The following is a 22,136-nucleotide window of genomic DNA, read 5'->3' on the forward strand; positions in this document are numbered from 1 at the left end:
GGATGCAAATTCCGGCTCTTTTTTTGCTAGTTATTCTTTGTTCACATTTTTTTGGCGCTTTGCCGCCATAATGACCTTACCCACTAATTTAGAGTGAAGTGTATGGAAATGAAGAAGGCACAACACCCATCTCGTATCTTCCAAGCAAGCCTAGCTTTCGGCTTGTCGCTGGTATGCGCCCAGTTTTCTAGCCCAGTATCGGCGGAGGAGTTCCTTTGCCAAGCCACTCAAGCCAGCGAGAAAGAATTACCGATGCTTGAGAAAACGTGCCCAATTGGTAACGGAGTATGGGGAAAGAAAGTGCCGCAGGGGGGCAACTACCTTTACTGGATTCAATGCGGATTGCTACCCAAGCCTATGTCTCTCGCGAAAGCTAAGCCTCTCTATAGTAAAATCACGACTGACGTATGGATGAAGCCTGAATCCAAAGGCTATCGCTGTTTGATTGGACCTTACAAGGCATTGTCTGATGCGAGGGATGACTTACGAGGAGTCAAAACCTTGTCGAATTACAAAGAGGCGTTCATCCGAGTGGTTGGGAAAGGGACGAAACAACCAGTAACACCACCTACACCTAAATCTACTGTATCGTCGAAATCAGCCGCATCTTCGGTTAAGCCAACACCGACGGTGACCCCGAAACCCGCGCCAGTTCCTGCTGTGCGAGCTGATACCGACGCCTTTAAAGCGCGGGCAGAGAAGCCAGATACCAAGGCAAAAAGTTCACGTGATAGCTCTTCGTCTACGCCTGTTGCTAAGACCAAAGCGAAGCCAATTGTCACTGGAAATGATGACATTGAAGTTCGGTTGAGAACTTCAGTACAGGGCAAAACGTACGTGGTCCCATATTTACTCGATCACCATAATCAGTTTTACATGGAACATGGTAAGCCGTGGAACCGCCTCAACTACGAAAACTCGCACAAAGTATGTCAGCAACTGGGTATGAGCTTAGCTAACCCTGCAGAGTTTAAAGCGCTGAGGGCGTCTGGGGTGATGGAAAAAAATCAATGGCCACTGCAACTGCCGTATTGGGGCAAAGATAAGAAAGGTTTGTTCGCCGATCGTGAGCCCAATCAGCTCACCGGGACCTCATTATTGAACGTGGTGTGCGTGAAATAACGACTCAGATATTGTGGTCAAAATATAGAAGAAAGCCCCGAGTTCGGGGCTTTTTTGCGGTCTCAAATATTATCGCTATTTGAGTGGCGTTTCTTTGTGACAGTTAGAGCAGATATACACTTCTTTGATGCCGACCAATCGTTCCCAAAGTGTTCTGCGTCTTCTACGCAAATGTACGCTATCACAGCAAGGGTTAACGATGGTTGCTTTAGTCATCATCACCAGGCTCCAAAATCGGTAGTGAACTCGCGATGCTTGTCATGGCTTCTTTGCTGTTAGAGTACAGACCATATTCCGGTGCGGATTCATGACCGTTTTGTTCTTTACTCCAACGAATACCAATATAAAAGTCACCAAAATCGCGGTTGATGTAACGATGACGAGTTTTGTAATCTGACTCTGAGCCTGTTTCTTCTAGAATCAGCAGTTCGCGGTCTTCATCATTCAGGACTTCCCAATTACCTGGAGTTTGGAATCCTGTTGGCATGAACGAAGTGTAGTTGTAAGTATCAGTGTCGTATTCGTACGTACCTGACGAGTATTTCAGGACTGTGTCGTCGCCTGTGCCATTACTTTCTACCATCAAGTCATGCTCTACCGTGCCTTGTTTGATGTGTTCTGCAACCGAAAGTGATTCTGCAAATGGGGTATTGCTTGAGTCCATCCAGAACAGCTCATCATCTGATATTTTAACGATCATTTGAGTACCGTTATGCTCGGTTTTGTGCTGGTACAACATTTCATACTCGTCGCCGTAGCTGTTGTATAGCTTACCGTCTTTCAGCTCAACGTCGTTACAGTCTTTATTGTTGTATTCCGTGTAACCAGTTTGTTGGTCCAGATCGGCAAGAATGGCGTAAGCATCGTGTTCCCATGTGTCTTTTAGGAAGTCACTGATGTTCGCTTTGTACTCTTGATTCATCTCATCGTGGTTTGAACCCCAGCAGAATAGTAGGCCTTCAGAATCTTGCATCAACATGGCGTAGCCAATTTCACCATCTTTCTGTGCAAAGCTACCCATTTTCCATTCTTGACCGTTGAAGTGCTCGTGAGTGAAGCCCAAAGTCGGTACTACTGGTGGTGGCGTGACGCCTTCGATAACCGTTGGCATGCTGAGCGCAATTTGTACCGCGGTATGGCCATCTGTTGCGCTAATCGCAAGTACTGCTCCAGCTTCACCTGCTTTTGTTGGTGTGCCTTTAATGGTGATAATTGCATTACCATCCTCAGATACTGTTAGACCTTCAATGTCTACATAGTCCGCTGAGTAGTCGGTAATTTGACCGTCTTTATCTTGGAACAAACCAGAAATATCGAGTGTTTGTTCAAACACTTCACCTTGTTGTAGGTACCAACCATCAACGATGGACTGCAGACGCGCTTGTTCTGTTTCTACAACCATTGGTGGTAAGTTTGCCGATTCGATTTCGAACTGAAATACGGTGCTTACCGTACCCAAAACCTTACCTGACGAATCAATGTCTTGCGCCGTTAGAACAATCTCAAAATCACCAGCTTTCTCTACGATTGCAGTTGGATGTAGAACAATCAGGTTGCCAGTTTGCACAACTTCAATGCCTGTGCCTGCAAAGTTGTGCGTCAGTTTGGTTGTCACAAGGTTTTGGTCTTTGTCTGCAAATAGACCTTCAATGTCTAGCTCTAAGCCATCAAAATCCACGCCTTGTACGATTTTTGGTAGTTTTTCTAGCTTATCTTTAGCTGCCTTTTCGACGATTTTGTTTACGGTTAGCTTGTTATTAACTGCCGTTTCAGGTGCTAAGGTGTCGCTGTCTGGGGTCGCGTCAGTGATGATTGGACGTAGATTTGGGTCATTGATGTTTTCGCCAGATGCAACAAGACGTTCCACTTCTTGGTTTGCCGCTTGAGCAAACTCCGTGGCTTTTTTCTCGTAGTTCGTTGGGTTTTGTGCTTTCGAGTCGGTCAGAATCTGAGCGGTTTTATGTAGTTCGGCGTTTTTTGTCGCACCTTCAACAAAATCACTGTACAGATTAATTGGTGCTTCTTCTGAGCCTCCTAGCGCTTGGTTTACTTTCGCTTTCGCATCTTCTTCACTAATGGCTGGATCTTTTGCCATTTCAATCGCCACAAGATCCGTGATAGGTGAAATCACGTTTGATGATGTTGGTGCACGGAATACGATTTCGTGCGCCATAGCTTGGCCTGGATGATCCATATCAACCGTGTATTTGCCAGCGTACTCTTTCGCATCCAAGGCGATGAGCTGTTTCTGCTTTGAACCGTTTGGTGTGATGGTCTGTAGTGCTAGAGTGCTTTCTGGTTTTGCATCCAATTTCAGTTGACCTTTCTCATCGGTCAGACCAAGGAATGTTTCTTGAGTGTCCCATTGGCCGTTGTTGTTCGTATCTTCAAAAACAACGGCATGCTTGAAGTAGCCGTCAAAACCTGTGATCACCACGCCGTCGTTAGCACTGTTTGAACCACCATCTGAACCGCCACAGCCTGTAAGAGCGATAGCCACTGACGCTGCTAGTAAACTCACCTTATTCATTATTTATTTGTCCTTGTTTCGTTTCCGAATGAGAAAGTCGCTTTTTTTATTATTTTTTTCTTTATATCTCACTAGTGAGATATAAGAGAGTGGTGTCTTTTTAATGACTATTGAGCTTAGGTTCAAGACACGAAAATCCGCACAAAACCCGTAAAATTTATTTCTATTTTTTGTCTATGATGGAAAATTTATAATTTGATCACGGTTCCAGTTTTATTTTGGGAATGATTGTTTTGTTAATATAACCACCGGTAAAAAAGGTTTATTGGGTGCCGCTAAGGACAGGGGCGTGATAAATCATGTTGATCTTAAATTCCTCAACGCGATCAGCAAATTGAGGGTGAGGTTTAAGCACATAACTGTAGACTTCGCCTGGAATGAATATGTCGTAATCTGTGTATTCAAGGTTGTAAAACATAAATGTTCGTTGCCAGTAATTATCTGGCCATTCAGCACAATGTATTGGATTTACGCCGTCAAAATCCATTGAGCTAGAGATAATATCGGCAAACTCGCCTCGCCCCGCTACGATAGAGCTGTACCAGTAAAATAAATAATCATGACAAAATAGGTCATGTTGATTTGATTTCATATTGAGATCAGAGTCCAGCTTGTGCACTGGTTCGTTACCCTGAACACTTCTATCAAATATGTAGTTGCTAGCAGTCCCGTTTATGTAACCCCCTCCTGAAATGGGAAAGAGGTAGTCAAACAACGTTCCTTGATATTCGTACTCACCAGTGTGGACATTGATGCGTTTTTCCATCGATTGCTTGTTTTTTTGCATGGTGTAGCTTTCGAATTGTTTACCATCAAACACGGTGGTGAAGTAGTTCCGAGTATCTTCATGAACCTGAGATGGGTATTCTTTTTTGATGGTCCAAATTTGGCGTACACCTTGGACATAAACGATCAACGAGTCATCACTGATTTTGTACTTGCCCACTTTTTTCAAGTCTCCCTTTTCAGGACACTGGCGTTTGTTGTGTGAGGCGGCATAACTTACTTCGCCCCCTCAAACTGAAAGGCCTCGCAATACACCACTTCATACGCGTACGCGATACCGGCAAGATTTTGTGTCGTCTCTAGGCGATAAACTACATCGCCAACTAACGAGTGTTCTGTGTCATTTTGATCGGGTGTGATAACGGGTAACTCAAAGCGCGTTGTGACCCATGCATGATCGCTATTACCGTGATAATCATCGCGCGCTGCTACCGCTAAATATGTGGTGGTTTTTATTTCCTCAGGCGCTCCTTGCACCATCATTTGTCCTTGGTTGAGGACTCTTAACCCATTGGCGTTTTCAAGCCAAATCTGAGTGGTGAGGAGATCGCCATCTGGGTCTTCAAAAAGCTGGTTAAGGTTGAGCGAATAACTCACCGGAGAGTTTTGTTTCAGCTCCCAAGCATAAATAATGGTTTGTAGCTGCTGTTCCACAGTGAGGTTGATGATGGGTTTATTATTCTCTGATGGGTCCTCTTGTGGTCGGCTGTTCTTATCACCCAATGCTGACTCGTAAAACGTGTTGTCTTCTGTGGTATGAAATGGATTCGTAACAGGGCCTGGTTGTCCTAAAAGGGCGGAGTTAAATGCGTCATCTCCCGTTTTTTTAGGAGTGCGATCCAACGCAGAACCTGTCAACGCTTGCTTTACTTCAACTAAAGATGTGCGCTCATATTGACGATGTGCTTGCTGGGTTGACTTGTCGGCGTTGTCTGACGAGTCTTTCACAGATGCCAAATTGTGTTTGTTTGAAATGAAGTAAATACCGAACAAACCGACGCATACTGCGCCGATTATCCAAAGCTTTTTGTTCATGATTACGTGTGCGCCATTCGTGATTGTAGCCAACTGCGAGAGAATTTGAGGTCTTTCTCTATCAGGCTTGCGCTGCACTCGAGTAGCTCACTGATTTCTTGGTTTTTCATGCCCATTAAATACTTGAGTTTGAGTGCGCTCGATTGGCGTGGATAGCGGCTACTGAAACTATCCAGCGCTTTATCCATGATAATCAATTGCTCGAAACGATCTTCTTCATCTCTCATCAATGTAATGTGTTGACGCTTTTGTGCTTGGTGCGAGCGTGCGTTATCGATCAAGATTTGACGCATCACTTTGGCGGCCATCAAAAAGAAATCACGTTTTGTTTCAATTTCACTCATGTCGCAGTTGGACATTTTCAGGTAAGCATCATGAATCAATGCCGTGGTGCTGTTGACGCTGTCTGCCAATACTTTGTTGTCGGTGCCGTACTTTTCTGCATTTCGTTCACGCTCGTGTTGGGCGATCTTACGCAACTGTAAATAAGCAAACTGATAGAGCTCGCTCTCAGCTTGTTTATCACCAGATTGCCATTGTTGAATGATTTGTGTCAGTGCTACTGCTGTTGCCATGGTTATACATCCTCGCTCACTTTGACAAATTCAGAAATGGTGTGGGTTTCAATGCGATCGGAACCGTCTTGGTTGCGCAGAACATTTTGTTGATAGCGATATAAAATGCCTTGCTCCCAAGTAGCACCAGCTGGCAAGTATTCCCAGGTGGTGTAATTGATTTCGGATGGGGTTGTTGACCAACGTACCATGACGTTCATTTGCGCGAGTTCGGCTTTGGGGGCGCTATTGTTGACCCACCACATGTCGGCAAATTCGCGGGTAACATCTTGGGTGTACAGGCTTGTATCGGTTGGGCAGGTGTCCGTATTTTGCGGCAGTCGCATGACTTGTTGATGGCGCATCAATAGGCACGATTGTGTCATGGACTGTTGGTGGTATTCGGTTTGCTGCCACACACCGAGGTAGTCAATATCGTGTTCGCTAGTATTGGGATACGTAAACCAGAGCATTTCTGTGCGGTTATTGTGTTGGATGTTTTTTTTACGCCCGAGACCTTGTACTTTTTCCATCAATAACTCGGTGCTCGGATCAAAATTGAGGGCAACGGAGCGGTACTTCCAGTCGCCTTCATCATCGAAGTCTTCGAGAGAGAAGCCATTCAAGTCGTTGCGGGTGCACCCTGTGATTGAACAACCAACGATATTAAACCAATCCGCAAACTTGCTTATCGGTTCGACGACATCTTCCGTGATAGGGCGCTTCATCGAGAGGAAGCAGCCTTGAAAATGATCGCCAATGCTTGGGTGTTCAATCAATGAGTCTTTGGTGATAGTGAATCGAGTTTCACCAATAGGAGGACGATATTTGGGATGATGCTGATAGCGTAGATCGTAAGCACAAGCGCGGCCTTGCCAATCCTTCTTTTTGATGACGATGTTTTTGAACGTCATGTCGCGAGGTTCAAAAATGATCTCATCAGATGAAAAGTTTTTTTCAATGTACTGCTGGCTTTCGTTTAGGTGCTCAATCGCCTCATTGACAGATACCCAATCGAGATTGAGGTAGCGTTTAGCGTCATCCAGGTAATTGAGATCAAGGCCTTTGAGCTGGCTTTGAAAGTGAGGATCAGACAGCACACGGTTTGCTAGGACAATTTCCTCACGATTCTCAGGCGTGCTGTCGAGAGAAAGCAGCAGACGCGTCATATTGATGCTGCGGCTAGGTTTGGTTGTAGCCATCGTCGGCGTCAGCACTTCTTGGCTTGATAAGGTCGTCAGCAGATAACCTTTATCATCGTTACCAAGGAAGAAGCTAATTACATCACCGGGTTGGTAATGAAATGCTCCTTGCTGAGTGACGCCAGTGATATTGGAACTGGTTTTGTAATACAGGCCAGTCACTGGGGCGTCGATAAAGTAGCCTTGCTTCAAGGTTGAAGCTGGTGGGTGTGAAGTGGCAACTGAAACGTCTGCTGCCAACGTGGACGTAGCCGTCAATGCAGACAGCCAAAATACCACTGAACGTGTATACATCTTGTTTTAAGCCTTATTGGTTGGTGCTGTCCTTAGACGCACAATTTGGCTGACAACTCATTGGTGTAGTTAGGTGCTTCTCTGGCACCGGTGTCATCATCGCCAACAACATTTTTTGTTTTATATGTTTGGGGATATCTGGGTTAGAGAGTATCCGCCTTCGTGTTAACTCCATCATGGAGTTAACTGAGAGATGTTCGACATTTTGCCCCTTCGCGTGGAAGATGAGGCGAGTCATTTCGTACATCATATCTTCTGCAATCTTCTTCTCTTGTTGCAGCTGGATATTCTTTTGCATCATGGCGCTGCCAAATAACACACCAGAGAGCACAATGATGCCTGACAATACCGAAGCAAGGGGACGTCGTTGTACCAAGCGAAAGGCGCTATACAATGGCCAGTTTTTTTTCTGCTCGATTGGACGGCGTTCGATAATTCGTTCGATATCAATGCGCAATGCTCGAACATTGATATATCGCATTTGAGTGGCAGGACGCGTTGCGCGTCTTATCACCCAGTAAACATCAGACCAAATTGTTGGTGATGGAAACATCAAAGCGAGAATTTTGCCTAAGGAGTACACGTCGCTTTGCTCTGTTAGAACCTGTCCTGCTTGCTGCTCTGGGCTGGCAAAATTTTGGCTAAACGCAATCAGCGCTGAAGGTGAATCTTCTCGGTTGGAGTGCGCTTTTTGAGTCAAGTTGAAGTCAAGCAGCTTGGGACGTTTGCTACGATCAATCAGTATATTTTCTGGTTTTAGATCGGCATGCAAAACCTGGTGCTGGTGGGCGTGCTCCATCGCCTGGCAGATCTGCTTAAACAACAGCAGCTTCTCCGTTTTTTCTAGCTTATTTTCAGATAGATACTCATCCAAAGTTTGACCAAACACCCGCTCCATCACGATGTAAACCGAATCTTGATGGAGACCGCCGTCAAACACTTTCGCGATGTAAGGATGGTTTAGACGCGCGAGAAGTTGAGCTTCGTCGAAGAGTGCGCGTTGCCCTAACACATTGCTCAAATTGCTTTGAATAAACTTGATAGCCAGATCTTGCTCGAACGTTTCATCTGCACGTAGAGCTGCGTATACGACACCCATGCCACCACGCCCCAACTCATGAGTTAGGCGGTACTTACTGATGATTTCTCCGCTTAGATCGACGTCTTGGTTCGTAGCCTGATGAGCACCAAAATAAAGTAACTGCGTTAGTTGTTCTTCCGGTGTCTCGTTGGCTAAAAGAGGAACGAGTTGTCGATACAGCTCAGGTTGACTTCGTTGCAATGCTTGGAGGTATTGCTGCTTTTGGGAGTCGTCCAGATCAAGCAGGTGGTAGTAAATCTGGGTTTCGCTAGAGCCTAACTGCACTGTGACTAATGTCTTATTCTTTTAGGTACGGCATTTTATAAGAACTTTGATATAAATGTCATTTATTTATTCGGTTTTGATTCACAATCCATGAAACGCAATTTGGTGGCTAATGGAGTAATAACGTCATGATTTTGCGAATTATTTTCACTGAGCTTGTCGGCAGAGAGTCTATTCGTCATAATGTTACTTGTAACATTACTGATAAATCACATATTTATGGCTCAACAGAATAAGAAAACTCGTACGACATTGCAGGATGTCGCAGACCAGGTTGGCGTCACGAAGATGACCGTTTCACGCTATATGCGTAACCCTGAATCGGTGGCAGAAAAGACTCGGGCTAAGATTGCGACTGCGATTGAAGAGATGGGTTACATCGAAAACCGTGCACCGGCGATGTTGTCAAAGTCCTCCAGTAAAGCCATTGGTATTTTACTGCCGTCTTTGTCCAACCAAATTTTTGCTTCCTTTGTTCAGGGCATAGAGATGGTGACCAAAGCCAATGGCTATGAGACGCTTTTAGCGCATTTTAGCTACGATGAGCTTGAAGAAGAGCGCAAGATCGCGTCATTACTCTCTTATCAAGTCGATGGACTTATTCTAACTGAAAGCCATCACACGCCGCGTACATTACAGATGATCAAAAATGCGGGCATTCCGGTGGTCGAAACCATGGAACTGCCATCGGAGCCGATTGATATGGCGGTTGGACTCGATCATGAAGATGCGTCGTACACCGTGGTTAAGCAGATGCTAGATACGGGGAAGCGTACAATCGTCTATTTTGGCGCGCGTCTGGATACGCGAACCAAATTGCGGATGCAAGGTTACGATCGCGCGATGACAGAAGCAGGGCTAGAACCCAAACATGTATTAACTGGTGATCATTCTAGTTTTTCTTTAGCGCATGATTTGCTCGAACGCGCACTGGAAACGCACCCAACGCTCGATGGGGTGTTCTGTACCAACGATGACATCGCAATTGGCACCATGCTGAGTGCGCAGCAACGTGGCATTCAAGTTCCACAGCAATTGGCAGTGGCGGGCTATAACGCGCTGGATATCGGTCAAACCATCAGTCCGAAACTGACCAGCGTTGATACGCCGCGTTTCCAAATTGGTGTAAAGAGCGCAGAGCTATTAATTGCGCGCCTGAAAGGCGAAACGCAAGAAGAAAAAGTCTTCGATATGGGCTATCAGATCACGTCGGGAGAGAGTGTTTAACTAATTGTTAACTGCTCTTTGTATTCGCTCATCAATGGTATTGGTAGGTTAGGGTATGGCACATCAGCTGGATGCATTGGATCTCAACTTAATGCGTTTATTAAAAGCCGTGGTGGAAAACCGCAGCATCAAGCTGGCCGCAATGCAGCTTGGCATTTCTCAACCGAGCGCCAGCCGCGGCGTGATGAAGTTGAAGCAAGTGTTTGATGACCCGCTTTTTGTGCGTAAAGCACATGGGGTAGAGCCATCACCCATGGCGATTCGTCTCGCCGCCGAGTTCGACAATATGGTTGCGCCACTGGAAAAAGTGGTGCAAGAATTTGAAGTGTTCGACCCACTGCAATACCAAGGGCAGATTGCGATTGTAACTGACCCTTATTTGATGGATGAACAAGGGCAGCGACTGCTCACTGGTTGTCATCGAGCCTTTCCCAAAGCGCACTTTGCCTTTTCCAGCTGGAATACTTACTCGCACGATGAAATGTTAGAAGGCGAGCACGATTACTGCATTCTTGACCAAGAGACCGAGCTGTCGAAAGACATTTACATGCGCCCGTTATTCGTTGAAAAACGAGTGATTTTGGCGCGCAAAAACCACCCAACGTTGTCGAAAGTCAGCAATGATTGGGACACGGTGTCCAAACTACCACTCGTCTCTTTGCCTGCGCCTGCGTCATATAAACCGCTTTGTACCGTGGAGTCCGAGTATCGACGCATGGGTTATGAGCCAGTAGTGTTACTGAAGTCCTATAATTTGCGTTTGGCTTGCCAAATGTTGCAAGAAACCGACGCGATTATGTATGCCAGTCAAAGCTCGGCATTGTTGATGCCAGAACTCGCCTCTTACGCAATGCCACCCGTTAATCGTGAGTTTAGCCAGTTTGTTGTCTCTGGCGGTTTCCTTCAAACCAACCGCAACCATCCTTTGCACAGACACCTGCATAAAGTGGTGCGACAAACCCTCAATACGCCGCTGATTTTTACGCAATGACGTCACCTTATGGCATCGGCTGAATGAGAGAGTAGATGCTTTAACCTTATCAATATTGTGTGATTACATAGACAACTTACTTCTTAAGATATTCAAAAATGAATATCTCAATTACCTGTCTCTTTTTCCTACCCAGCGCTAACCTTATCTCAAATAGTCAGGAGAAGTGGCTCATTTTTATCTTTTTAACTTTTTGAATGTCGATACAGGTACGCGGCATTCACCATTCTCCGTTATGCATTTTTTTAATTTCTGATGGAGGATTAATCATGCTAGTTGCACGTCTATTTTTATTGCTCGCCATCGTTGCCGAAGTGGCTGGTACCAGCACTATGTCTCTTATCGGACAAGGGCACGGGTGGTGGGGCTACATCGTAATGTATGTACTGATCGCAATCTCTTACTACTTCCTCGCATTTGCCGCGAAGAAAATATCTATCGGTGTGGCATACGCTGTCTGGGAAGGGTTGGGTATCTCGTTGATCACCGTGGTGTCGATCATCGCCTTTGATGCCAACTTAAACCATCAAGAGTTGTTTGGTTTGATGTTAGCCGTTGTTGGCATTGTGTGTGTGACCTTAGGGGAATCACATGGTCAGCCTAACGCCAAGAAAAATGCCGATAAACCGGCAAAAGAACGTTCATTTTCTACTAGTACAAGGTGCGAATCATGAGTCAATTTTTTACGATGTCATTTGGATTTGTCGTGATGGCTGCCTTGGTCGATATCATGGCCAATATGGCGCTGACACGCTCAAAAGGTTTTAAATATAAAGGCTGGGGCATTGCGGCGATTGTGTTGGTACTGACAGCATTCACGCTGTTGGCACAAGCGGTGAAAGAGATCGACTTAGCCATTGCTTATGCCTCTTGGGGTGCGATCGGTATCTTGGGTACCGCAGTGGGTGGAGCCTTGCTGTTTAAGCAGAAACTCAAACCAATCGGCTGGTTTGGTATCTTTGTGGTGATTGCTGCCGTCGTGGTGATGAAAACCGCTTAATCAAGCCAAACAAAAACAACGAAGACAAATACAAAGAGCGGAGTATCAAACTCCGCTCTTTTTGTTTGTCTGGCTTACACAATAAAGCTTGCGCCTTCTTCTGCACTCGATACGTTTTGGCGGATCACGCTAAACAGACCTCGTCCCCAAGTTTGTTGGGTCGATTCGGTATCGAAATGAATCAACTCGCGACCAGTGGTGTCGCTTAAGTTGTTCAGTTCACCCGTTTGGCAATCCAGACGAATCAAATCACCGTTGCGCACCAAACCAATCGCGCCACCACGAATGGCTTCTGGAGAAACGTGAATCGCAGACGGAATTTTACCGGATGCACCAGATAAACGACCGTCCGTCACTAGCGCGACTTTAAAGCCCGCTTTTTGCACGTTCCCTAAAATTGGCATCAGCTTGTGCAGTTCAGGCATGCCGTTTGCCGCTGGGCCGTTGTGTGTGACCACAACGATGCAGTCTTTGTTCAGGTCGCCACGTTTGTACGCGGCCTCCACTTCGTGTTGGCATTGGAATACGATCGCTGGTGCCACAATCACGCGTTGCTCTTCTTTCACCACAGACACTTTCACCACGGCTTTGCCTAAGTTGCCAGTCAATACGCGAGTGCCGCCAGTATTTTGGAATGTGGCGTCTGGTTTGGCGATCACGTCACCGTCTTGGCTGCCTTGGCACGATGTCCAGGTCAGTTGGCCATCGACAAGGCTCGGTAGCGTCATTTGGTCTTCAAATTCACCAAACACGGGTTTCACATCGCGATGCAAAAGCTCGGATTCGTTCAAGCGGTGCAATAACGCAGGCACGCCACCCGCGTCTTGGAACGCGTTCATATCGGCTGGGCCGTTCGGGTAAACGCGAGCTAACAAAGGAACCACATCCGACAGATCGCTGATGTCTTGCCACGTGAGCAAGATGCCAGCAGCACGCGCCACGGCGATCATATGAATGGTGTGATTGGTACTGCCGCCAGATGCGAGTAGAGCGATGATGCCGTTGACCAAGCTCTTTTCTGTGACCACTTCTGCCAACGGACGGAAGTGTGCAGAACCCGCCGTCATTGAGGCGATTTTCAGAGCCGCGTGATCGGTTAACGCTTTACGCAGTTGGGTATGGGGATGGATGAATGCCGAACCTGGCAGCATCAAGCCCATGGCTTCGAACACCAACTGGTTGGTGTTGGCTGTGCCGTAAAACGTACACGTCCCCGCAGAGTGGTAAGCGCGACACTCCATATCCAGCAGAGCGTCTTTGCCGACTTCACCCGCTGCGTATTTTTGGCGCACGTCGACTTTCTCTTCGTTGCTGATGCCCGTAGCCATCAGACCCGCTGGTACAAACGCAGTCGGCAGGTGCGCGTAAGACAGTGCGCCCATCAGTTGCCCCGGTGCGATTTTGTCACAGATGCCAAGCAGTAATGTGGCATCAAAGACATTGTGACTCAAAGACAATGCCGTTGATTGCGCAATTAAGTCACGCGAAAACAGCGACATATCCATGCCTGCTTGACCTTGAGTCACCCCATCGCACATCGCTGGCACACAACCTGCGACTTGCGCCGTATGGCCGTAGTCCGCCAGCACTTTTTTGATTTGTGCTGGGTAGTCTTGGTACGGCTGGTGGGCGCTCAACATGTCGTTGTAGGCGCTGATCAGCGCGACATTGGCATGAGTAAAATCGAGAATATTTTTCTTTTCAGAAGAGCAAGAAGCGGCGACTGCATGGGCTAAGTTACCACAAGATAAACCAACACGGCCTTTGCCAGCTTCGGCTTGCACTTCGGTGCGAGCAAGAAAGGCAGCGCGCGCTTCACGGCTGCGCTCGGTCAAGCGTTGTGTGACCTCAAGAACAACAGAGTGAGTCATTACGCCACCTCGATCGCTTGCATTTTGATTAGCTCAGCGGCAGAGCGTTCCACCACGTCGCTGATGTCTCCGTCGATACTGACGATCAGAGTTTGAGGCTCGTTGTCTGGGCGCTCTAGTGTCTCGAATTGGCTCTTCACCATGTTTTCTTTCATGAAGTGGCCTTTGCGCATACGCATGCGATTAAGGATCAACTCCCTATCGCCATCAAGGAACAGGAAGGTCACGTTGTTGTTGCCTTCGCGGATCTGATCGCGGTAAATCTTTTTCAGTGCTGAACAGACAATAATGCCGTGTTCGTTTTTGCTTTCTAGGCTGTACGCCGCATCACGAATGCGTTCTAGCCATGGCTTGCGATCATCATCGTTCAGAGGCTGGCCCGAAGCCATTTTCTGAATGTTCGCTCGTGGATGAAGATCATCACCATCAATGAATTTACGCCCTAGCTTTTTCGCTAGATGCTCACCAATTGTGCTTTTACCACTAGCACAAACGCCCATAACGATGACACTACTACCAGCCATAACTTATCCTCATAACCAAATTTGCGCGTGATCTCAATTTTTGAATTCACTTTAAAATATGGGTTTATCTTATTCATGTTATCGGTAACATGTTACCGGTAACTGAAATAAATGTGAACCATAACACAAACAATAATTCTTAAAGGTGAACCTATGGAGCAATTAACCCAAGCCCCAGATCCTACGTTCCTACTGACGATTGCAGGCCTTGCCATTGCAGCGTTACTCGTTCTGATCATTAAACTGAAAGTCCATGCTTTTGCTTCCCTTACTATGGTGAGTTTAGGTACGGCAATCGCCACTGGCGTTCCTTCAGAGAAAGTCGTATCGACCATGATGGGCGGCTTCGGCGGCACACTGGCTTCCGTAGCATTGCTGGTTGGTCTTGGTGCGATGATCGGTAAAATTCTTGAAGTGACTGGCGGTGCGAAAGTGCTGGCAGACACTTTGATTGGTCGCTTTGGTAAAGAGCGCGCACCATTTGCTTTGGGCGTCGCTTCATTACTGTTTGGCTTCCCAATCTTCTTCGATGCTGGCCTTGTAGTGATGATGCCAATCATCCTAAGTGTGGCGGCTCGTTTTGGTGGCTCACCAATTAAATACGCGTTGCCAGCAGCCGGTGCTTTTGCGGTTATGCACGCGTTTGTTCCACCACATCCAGGTCCGGTTGCAGCGGCAGAATTCCTTGGCGCAAACATCGGTCTGCTATTGGTGGTGGGTATTCTGGTGGCTATTCCAACTTGGTACCTTGGCGCTTACCTATTTGGTTTGTACGCGGGCAAAAAATTCGATATCCCACTATCTAAAGCCTTCTTTAATGGCGAAGCGATGGTGGATGAGCGCAACGCACCAAAATTTGGCACGGTTATGACCATCCTTGTGCTGCCAGTCTTGCTAATCTGTTTGGATACGGTATTGAACACACTGGCGGTTGCGGGTGTGATTGATGGCAAAACGGCACTGGTTGAGTTCCTACGCATGCTAGGTAAAACCCCAGTTGCGTTGCTGATCACTTTGATTGTCTGTCTGGCTGTGTTTGCCAAAGACTACGGCATGGCAAAACTAGAAAAATTATGTGGTGAGTCATTGGCTCCTATCTGTGGTGTTATCCTAGTAACGGGTGCAGGTGGCATGTTTGGCGGCGTACTGCGCTCAAGCGGTATTGGTGATGCACTGGCTGACGTTCTTACAGACACAGGTATGCCTGTGATTGTGGCGGCGTTTGTGATTTCAACCTGTTTGCGTGTTGCTCAAGGCTCGGCAACCGTCGCGCTAACCACGACGGCGGCTCTTATCGCGCCAGTTGTGGCAGCATCAACAGGTTTGAGTGAACTCGACCTTTGCTTTATCGTAATCGCGATTGCGGGTGGTGCAACGGTATTGTCTCACTTCAATGACTCTGGTTTCTGGTTGGTATCTCGTCTGCTTGAGATGGATGAGAAAACCACATTAAAAACTTGGACGGTAATGGAAACGTTACTTGGTGGTATCGCGTTTATTATCGTCGCAACATTAAGCTTTATTCTTTAGAGGTTCCCCATGACAACACTTGAACAACGATTAAGAGAAATCAAAATCGTCCCAGTTATCGCAATCAACGACGTAGCACACGCTCTGCCACTGGCAAAAGTGTTGGTAGAAAACGGTTTACCATGTGCGGAAGTGACATTCCGCACCGAAGCGGCGGCGGAGTCGATTCGCATCATGCGTGAAGCGTACCCAGAACTGTTGATTGGCGCGGGCACCGTTCTGACCACAGAACAAGTGGATATCGCGATCGAAGCAGGCGTGGACTTTATCGTTAGCCCAGGCTTCAACCCAACCACAGTGAAATACTGTCAGCAACGTGGCGTGACTATCGTACCGGGTGTAAACAACCCAAGCTTGGTTGAGCAAGCGATGGAAATGGGTTTGCGTACGTTGAAGTTCTTCCCTGCTGAGCCATCAGGCGGCGTAAACATGCTGAAAGCACTGACGGCGGTTTACCCAGTGGAATTCATGCCAACAGGTGGCGTAAGCCCATCCAACGTGGAAGATTACCTAGCGCTGAAATCGGTTGTAGCTTGTGGCGGTACTTGGATGGTGCCAACCGCAATGATGGACAACGGCGATTGGGAAGGCATTGCTGAATTGGTTCGTGCAGTTAAGTAAAACGCACAAACGGCTCCGAAATACCCCCGAACGTTAGAAAACGTGACACAAAAAAGGGTCATCAAGTTACTTGATGACCCTTTTGCTTTTGGGAATGAAACGGCTTTAGAAGTGATGCTTCATAAAGCGCTTAATAAAGCGAATGAAATCGGCTTCGGCTAGCTTCGCGCACTTCAATGTTTGGGCGTGAGACAGTTCTACATCACCCAAACCTTCTGCCATGTTGGTGATCGCACACACTGCCAATACGGGTAAGCCGCAATGCGCCGCAGAAATCACTTCTGGCACGACCGACATGCCCACTACATCACCACCGATGATTTGCATCATGCGGATTTCGGCTGCGGTCTCAAAGTTGGGGCCTGTGTAAGAGACAAACACACCTTCATTCAGGTGAATGCCATTGGCTTTGCCGACTTCAAACGCTTCTGCGCGCAGGTCTTTGTCGTACGCATTGGCGAGGCTGAAGAACCTCGGGCCGTACTCTTCATCATTCGGACCGATCATTGGCGATTCAGGCATGGTATTGATGTGGTCATGAAATACCACCAGAGAACCGACGTCGATGCGTTCAGGGCGAAGTGAGCCTGCCGCGTTGGTGACGAGCAGAAACTCACAGCCCAGCTTTTTAAAGGTGCGCACGGGCGTGGTCATGACCTTCATTGAGCCGTGTTCGTAGTAGTGACCGCGACCTTTCATGCACACTACGTCTACGCCGCCCATGGTACCAAGCACCAACTCACCAGAGTGGCCTTGCACGGTACTAACCGGAAAGCCTTCGAGCTCTTCGTATGGAATGACCACTTTGTCTTGTAGTTCGTCTGCCAATACGCCTAAGCCAGAGCCTAAAATAAACGCCGCTTTAGGTTGGAAGTTTGGTTTGCGTTCGCGAATGGTTTGTAGCGCGCCGATTACTGGATCGTGATTCATGTTAGTCACCTTCTGGTTGTGTGTTGATTCCATTGTGTGACTTTCTGCGCTGGTTATCTTTGCTTTATTCGCTACTATCATCCTTAAAAAGAGGATGATGAAATTCGCTAGGACTCAATGCATGAAGTCAGAACCATTTGAGCGCGTGACGCTGAAGATGCTGCGTTACTTTTACGAGGTCGCACAAACCAAGCATTTCACTAAGGCGGCTGAGAATCTCAATATCACCAATTCGCCGTTGAGCAATCGCATCAAAGAGTTGGAAGAGGTGCTTAACGTCAAACTGTTTGAGCGCGATTCAAGAAATGTCATGCTGACGGAGGCCGGGCGATTGTTGGAGTCCAAATGCCAACTGATTTTTCAGACCTTGGATGTCTCGCTCAATCAAGTGCAGCAAGTGGGGTTGAACCAGAGAAATATCCTGCGAGTTGGTGTGGTAAGTAGCGCATTTTGGGGCGGATTTGATCGTCTGTTACAGCGCTTCCATGCTGAGCATGACACTTATCACGCCGACATTTTTGACCTTAACCCAGAGACGCAAAAGAAGCATCTGAGCGAGAAGAAAATCGATGTGGGCATTGTGCGTTTTGCTGATGCACTCAACATTTATCCGTATCAGTCGGTATCTTTGGGCAAAGATGTGTTTGTGGTGGCGGTGTCGGAGCAACATGAGTTAGCCAGCAAATCTTTGCTGCGGCTCCAAGATTTAAAGACGTGTGAGTTTGCGTTTATGAGTTTGGCGAATTCTGCCTCGGCAAACTTCATCATCAATGCCTGTCTGCAAGAAGGCTTTTCACCCCATATTGGCAAACAAGTGGTGGAGCCAAGCACCTTGATGGCATATGTAGCAAACAGCAATACCGTGACGTTGGTTCCGTCGACGTTTTCTCAGCATCATTGGCATGGGATTCGTTTTATCAAGCTGAAAGAGTCACTGCGTGCAGACTTGTGTCTGATTCATGATGGTAAGCAGGAGAGTGCTATTAAAGCCGAGTTTATTCGCACATTATTAGAGAATGCGAGTTAAGCATGGGATAACAAAAAAAGGTCATCCTAAGATGACCTTTTCAAATGATTCACTGAAATCAGCAATGCGATTAGAGCGTAATTAACGCATCGTTTGAGACTACCTACACAGGTGGTTTCAGCAATAAATCTGGAAAGTTTTGTGTGATAAGGCTTACGAGCCTTTTCCAGAAAAACAGTAATTTTTAATTGTTTTTCCTAAATCTTGAATTTTGATGCTACCAGTTTCCAGAAAATTAGTCACTTCTTAAAGGCGCACTTTTGAGGTGTGGAGGGGGATACCCTGTGGGAACAAACTCATTTTTGCCCCTTTCCTTTTTAGAGTATTTGCCCCAAGCACAGTGACAGCCCCCATCTCGCATTAGGAAATATTATCCAAAATTGTCATTTCTAAAATTATCTAGTCATTCAAACAACCTATGGAGGTGGAGCATGGTAACTACTATTAAACAGAGAAGACACTTAGGACAAAAGAAGCCATTCAAACTCGAAGATATCTGGCGGATACGCACACGCCTTGAGATAGAGGGCATTTGATGGAGCTGGCGCTTTTAAAGCTCGCGATTGACAGTAAACTCCGGTCTTGTGACTTACTTAGAATGAGAGTTCGCTACATTTCGTCGTCAGGCATCATTCATCCCAGATTTCTGTTCATGCAATGCAAAAACGCATTTGGATGTTCAGTCGGAGAACACTGGGAAATCCTACCTGAATCTGCGTTGACGGTTGTTTAATAGCTTTGCCACAGAACGTGTTCTCCTAGAATTGGCCCACATTGCCGCCCGTGCGTGACCAGTTGCCACCATTACGCTTTGGCAATGTCAGAGAAGAGTACATATCTCCCTTTTCCATTTTGCTTGGCATGGTACATGGCACTATCTGCAGCATTAACCAATTCGCTAAATGTGACACCATCGTGAGGGAAAGAAGCCAAACCGATGCTTATACCGACGCAGACTGAATCGCCAAACACCTCTATGGGGGCGCTTACCGTGTTGATAATCTGTTGAATGTTGCGGAGCTGGCCGTATTCTGCACCGTGCAGCATGGCTAAAAATTCATCGCCGCCAAACCGTGCGAGTGAGTCGGTACTTCGTAAGCAAGATTTTATTCTGCCTGCTGTTTGTACCAAAACTTCATCACCCACGGTATGTCCATAGCTGTCATTAACGTGTTTAAACCCATCTAAGTCCATAAAAAGCACTGTCAGAGGCTGTCCCCCGCGTTCACTAAGCTTAATGGAGTTTTCTCCCATCGCTATGGCTGCGCGCCGGTTTAGCAAACCGGTTAGTTCATCCACATTAATGTACTTTGACTGCTCTGCAATTCTCTTTCTCACCACTTGAATGTCAAAGTGCTGGTTAATTACCCGATAGATAAGTGCTGTGATCAGTGCCCAGACGATCAATATTAACGGCCAATACCACGGCGACAATATCAAGCTATTGGGATGTTCAGCGATGGCGGGCTTGTGCAATATCGCCAGGTCGAGGTGCCCGTTACCAAAACTTTGTCTTCGAGCACCAGTATTGTCAGCGGTATCCAATAATTGGCTATTGCCAATGGTTGTATTTGCCGTGCTATCGTTGTCTGCAGTGAATCGCATGCCTATGTCATGGTCCTCCAATATGGACATCAACGCCGGAGATTGGATGACTCTTTCAATGTCTATCAAAACAATAACTTTGCTTTGCGCCAAGAGATGATAGCTATTCGAGGCAGATACAGTGGGATGGCTGAGGGCGACACCTAACACTTTAGGGGCGATGAGAAGTGCGCCTTGAAGTGACTCATTCCCGCTCGTTGCTGTGGTTAGGGTATTCAGCGATTCAAAGTAGCCCTTTACGCGATTTTCAATCTCAGCAGATTGGTGATAACGGTTAGTGAGATATATATTCTTTGCATCAGTCTCAACCCGAATGCCAAGCACTTCGGGCAACTCCTGAATCAAACTTTCTGAAAATCGCAAAAATGCGTTTTCATTGAGCGTGGAGGTGGAATCCACGTAGGCTTCAACGCTCTCCGCCACTATGGCATATTTCTGGACGTTCGCTGACACCAGGTTGAACCATTCTGAAGCAACTTCATCGTCATGAAGTTGCATTTTTTCTTGGTAACGATCCTCCTCATAACTGTTAAAAGCATAGGCGATGGCGAGCCCCACAGAGGAAATGGACAGCGCAATGTATAGCGCGAAAGGATTCGCTATCGAAGAGAGAGGTCGCGAGGAAAGGTGGGGTTGGCTTAAATAGGCGTAGAGCACACAGAAATACGAAGCCAAGCGGAAGACATGCCCAATCGCATTAGCCTGATCATACACCCCCACATACTGGGTAAAAAACAGCTCCGCCATAATGGTGAACAAAAAAGCCAAGCCGAAATACACGCGCTGCTTTCTGTTGTAGTGCTTGCGATGCAAATACAGGCCGCTCGCTGCCACCAAGATCAGTGCAATAACCACTAACTCTGCATAGATTTTGAAGGCGGTAAGACCCACGCCTTCAATATATGCATCAGGGAAGAGACTAAAGGGAGCAATGGAAAGGAGTACTAATACAGCCAACGTTACCAGTACTTTGTTTTCCCATCCCCGCCATCGGTAAGAAAAATGAATGTGAAAGAATAATGCGAGTCCAGCGGCTTCAAGAAGACGACCACCTATCCAATATTGTGTTGGAGGATTAGCAGAAAGCCCTTCGGCAAGAGGCATCCCTTTGTAGGTCAACATATGTGCGAAATCGAACAGACACACCCATAGATACAGACTGACGAGAAATGAGAATGGATCCTCAAGCCTTGGCATTAAGGCCCTTGTCTTGGCTGCCAGTCCAACAACAATGAGTGCGACAACGATAGTGAGGCATTCGATAATCGTATGAAAGTGGATAAAGCTAGTTAAAGAGAGCGCATACAGCTCAATAAATAGAAGCAGAAAAAAAGCAAATTTTGCCAACGTAGCAAAATGCTTTTTCATTAAACTGATGGCTGACAACATAAAGTCCATCATGAAAAGACTCACTGGAAACAAGCTTTATTTAAGTAAAGACTAATGTGTTGTTCGTATCAATGATGAGGCGTTGAAATTGTGACCATGTTGCTGTTATTTTGCACTGACATTTGAGTCTCAGATTTAGTTGAGAAATTAAGTACATCGGGTGGAAATTTACGTTTTTCTTGGTGGTGCTACTATTTCTAAACAGGTCTGAGCGTTTTGTTTGTTGTTATTTAGGTTCCTAACCAAATTTATCCGAAGCAAGTGGTTACCAACGCACTCGTCAGCTCTCTTTTCTCGAGCTTGTAACACACATGAGCCCTTTTCCGGTCAAAGGCAATCGCCTTCGTTCGGCTCCGTTAGCAACCAATGCACTGGAACTACAAAGTCGCCTAGGGAATTTTCCCCAAACTCAACTTATCCGAAGCAAGCGGTAATGAAGAGAATCGCCAACTTACTTCTGTCCGTGCGACCTGAAGTCGTATGAAGCGTTGTTCACCGCTTTATGAGTGAACCGTCTGTATCACCAGATGAA

General features: G+C 46.7%; 16 protein-coding genes and 1 pseudogene. 8 read left to right on the plus strand and 9 right to left on the minus strand.

The genetic code is table 11. The features are described 5' to 3' along the window. Nucleotides 1-102 precede the first annotated feature (102 nt). A complete protein-coding gene (locus R7E78_RS21020) occupies nucleotides 103-1,122 on the plus strand; it encodes an SPOR domain-containing protein (protein WP_318058203.1) in 1,020 nt (339 codons plus the stop codon). A gap of 208 nt (nucleotides 1,123-1,330) precedes the next feature. Here R7E78_RS21020 and R7E78_RS21025 read toward each other — a convergent pair whose 3' ends face one another. The 5 genes and pseudogenes from R7E78_RS21025 to R7E78_RS21045 form a co-directional block, all read right to left on the minus strand. Further along, nucleotides 1,331-3,652 (minus strand): acid phosphatase, encoded by a 2,322-nt coding sequence (locus R7E78_RS21025; protein ID WP_318058204.1) that lies wholly within the window; start codon nucleotides 3,650-3,652, stop codon nucleotides 1,331-1,333. 262 nt (nucleotides 3,653-3,914) lie between these two features. Continuing rightward, nucleotides 3,915-5,473, minus strand: a pseudogene (locus tag R7E78_RS21030) (hypothetical protein). A gap of 2 nt (nucleotides 5,474-5,475) precedes the next feature. Next, nucleotides 5,476-6,048 carry a sigma-70 family RNA polymerase sigma factor gene (locus R7E78_RS21035; RefSeq protein WP_104979902.1) on the minus strand — a complete coding sequence of 191 codons (573 nt, stop codon included), beginning with the start codon at nucleotides 6,046-6,048 and terminating at the stop codon, nucleotides 5,476-5,478. Nucleotides 6,049-6,050: 2 nt separating this feature from the next. Further along, nucleotides 6,051-7,523, minus strand: coding sequence for a hypothetical protein (locus R7E78_RS21040; RefSeq protein WP_042523863.1), 1,473 nt, complete (start codon nucleotides 7,521-7,523; stop codon nucleotides 6,051-6,053). Nucleotides 7,524-7,536: 13 nt separating this feature from the next. Then, nucleotides 7,537-8,889 (minus strand): serine/threonine-protein kinase, encoded by a 1,353-nt coding sequence (locus tag R7E78_RS21045; protein ID WP_053349772.1) that lies wholly within the window; start codon nucleotides 8,887-8,889, stop codon nucleotides 7,537-7,539. A gap of 219 nt (nucleotides 8,890-9,108) precedes the next feature. Here R7E78_RS21045 and R7E78_RS21050 point away from each other — a divergent pair, with 219 nt between their 5' ends. The 4 genes from R7E78_RS21050 (at nucleotide 9,109) to R7E78_RS21065 (ending at nucleotide 12,107) form a co-directional block, all read left to right on the plus strand. Then, entirely contained in the window at nucleotides 9,109-10,116 is a 1,008-nt protein-coding gene (locus R7E78_RS21050; protein WP_017636149.1) for a substrate-binding domain-containing protein, read from the plus strand. A gap of 55 nt (nucleotides 10,117-10,171) precedes the next feature. Beyond that, nucleotides 10,172-11,107, plus strand: coding sequence for a LysR family transcriptional regulator (locus R7E78_RS21055; RefSeq protein WP_005379132.1), 936 nt, complete (start codon nucleotides 10,172-10,174; stop codon nucleotides 11,105-11,107). Nucleotides 11,108-11,376: 269 nt separating this feature from the next. Continuing rightward, nucleotides 11,377-11,781 carry an SMR family transporter gene (locus tag R7E78_RS21060; protein ID WP_005379135.1) on the plus strand — a complete coding sequence of 135 codons (405 nt, stop codon included), beginning with the start codon at nucleotides 11,377-11,379 and terminating at the stop codon, nucleotides 11,779-11,781. Then, the gene (locus tag R7E78_RS21065) at nucleotides 11,778-12,107 is read left to right on the plus strand and encodes an SMR family transporter (protein WP_005478614.1); all 330 of its coding nucleotides are present in this window, start codon (nucleotides 11,778-11,780) and stop codon (nucleotides 12,105-12,107) included. Before R7E78_RS21060 ends, R7E78_RS21065 begins: the two co-directional genes overlap by 4 nt. Nucleotides 12,108-12,181: 74 nt before the next feature. Here R7E78_RS21065 and edd read toward each other — a convergent pair whose 3' ends face one another. Next, a complete protein-coding gene (gene edd, locus R7E78_RS21070) occupies nucleotides 12,182-13,978 on the minus strand; it encodes a phosphogluconate dehydratase (protein WP_318058205.1) in 1,797 nt (598 codons plus the stop codon). Further along, on the minus strand, nucleotides 13,978-14,502 hold the full coding sequence (locus R7E78_RS21075; RefSeq protein WP_005379140.1) for a gluconokinase: 525 nt from the start codon (nucleotides 14,500-14,502) through the stop codon (nucleotides 13,978-13,980). Before R7E78_RS21075 ends, edd begins: the two co-directional genes overlap by 1 nt. A gap of 153 nt (nucleotides 14,503-14,655) precedes the next feature. Between R7E78_RS21075 and R7E78_RS21080 the strand changes: the two genes are divergently transcribed. Together R7E78_RS21080 and R7E78_RS21085 are read left to right on the plus strand one after the other, a co-directional pair. Further along, nucleotides 14,656-16,032 carry a GntP family permease gene (locus R7E78_RS21080; protein WP_012841240.1) on the plus strand — a complete coding sequence of 459 codons (1,377 nt, stop codon included), beginning with the start codon at nucleotides 14,656-14,658 and terminating at the stop codon, nucleotides 16,030-16,032. A 9-nt stretch (nucleotides 16,033-16,041) separates the two neighbouring features. Further along, nucleotides 16,042-16,653: a bifunctional 4-hydroxy-2-oxoglutarate aldolase/2-dehydro-3-deoxy-phosphogluconate aldolase gene (locus tag R7E78_RS21085; RefSeq protein WP_005394384.1), complete on the plus strand. Its 612-nt coding sequence runs from the start codon at nucleotides 16,042-16,044 to the stop codon at nucleotides 16,651-16,653. Between the two features lie 105 nt (nucleotides 16,654-16,758). On the opposite strand, the gene xapA is transcribed toward R7E78_RS21085, so the two are convergent. Continuing rightward, nucleotides 16,759-17,583, minus strand: coding sequence for a xanthosine phosphorylase (xapA, locus tag R7E78_RS21090; RefSeq protein WP_005379149.1), 825 nt, complete (start codon nucleotides 17,581-17,583; stop codon nucleotides 16,759-16,761). Between the two features lie 121 nt (nucleotides 17,584-17,704). Between xapA and R7E78_RS21095 the strand changes: the two genes are divergently transcribed. Next, nucleotides 17,705-18,610, plus strand: coding sequence for a LysR family transcriptional regulator (locus R7E78_RS21095; RefSeq protein WP_005379156.1), 906 nt, complete (start codon nucleotides 17,705-17,707; stop codon nucleotides 18,608-18,610). Between the two features lie 804 nt (nucleotides 18,611-19,414). Here the strand turns inward: R7E78_RS21095 and R7E78_RS21105 are convergent. Beyond that, nucleotides 19,415-21,616: a GGDEF domain-containing protein gene (locus tag R7E78_RS21105; protein ID WP_318058206.1), complete on the minus strand. Its 2,202-nt coding sequence runs from the start codon at nucleotides 21,614-21,616 to the stop codon at nucleotides 19,415-19,417. Nucleotides 21,617-22,136: the final 520 nt, after the last annotated feature.

Source organism: Vibrio sp. YT-19(2023), assembly GCF_033337395.1.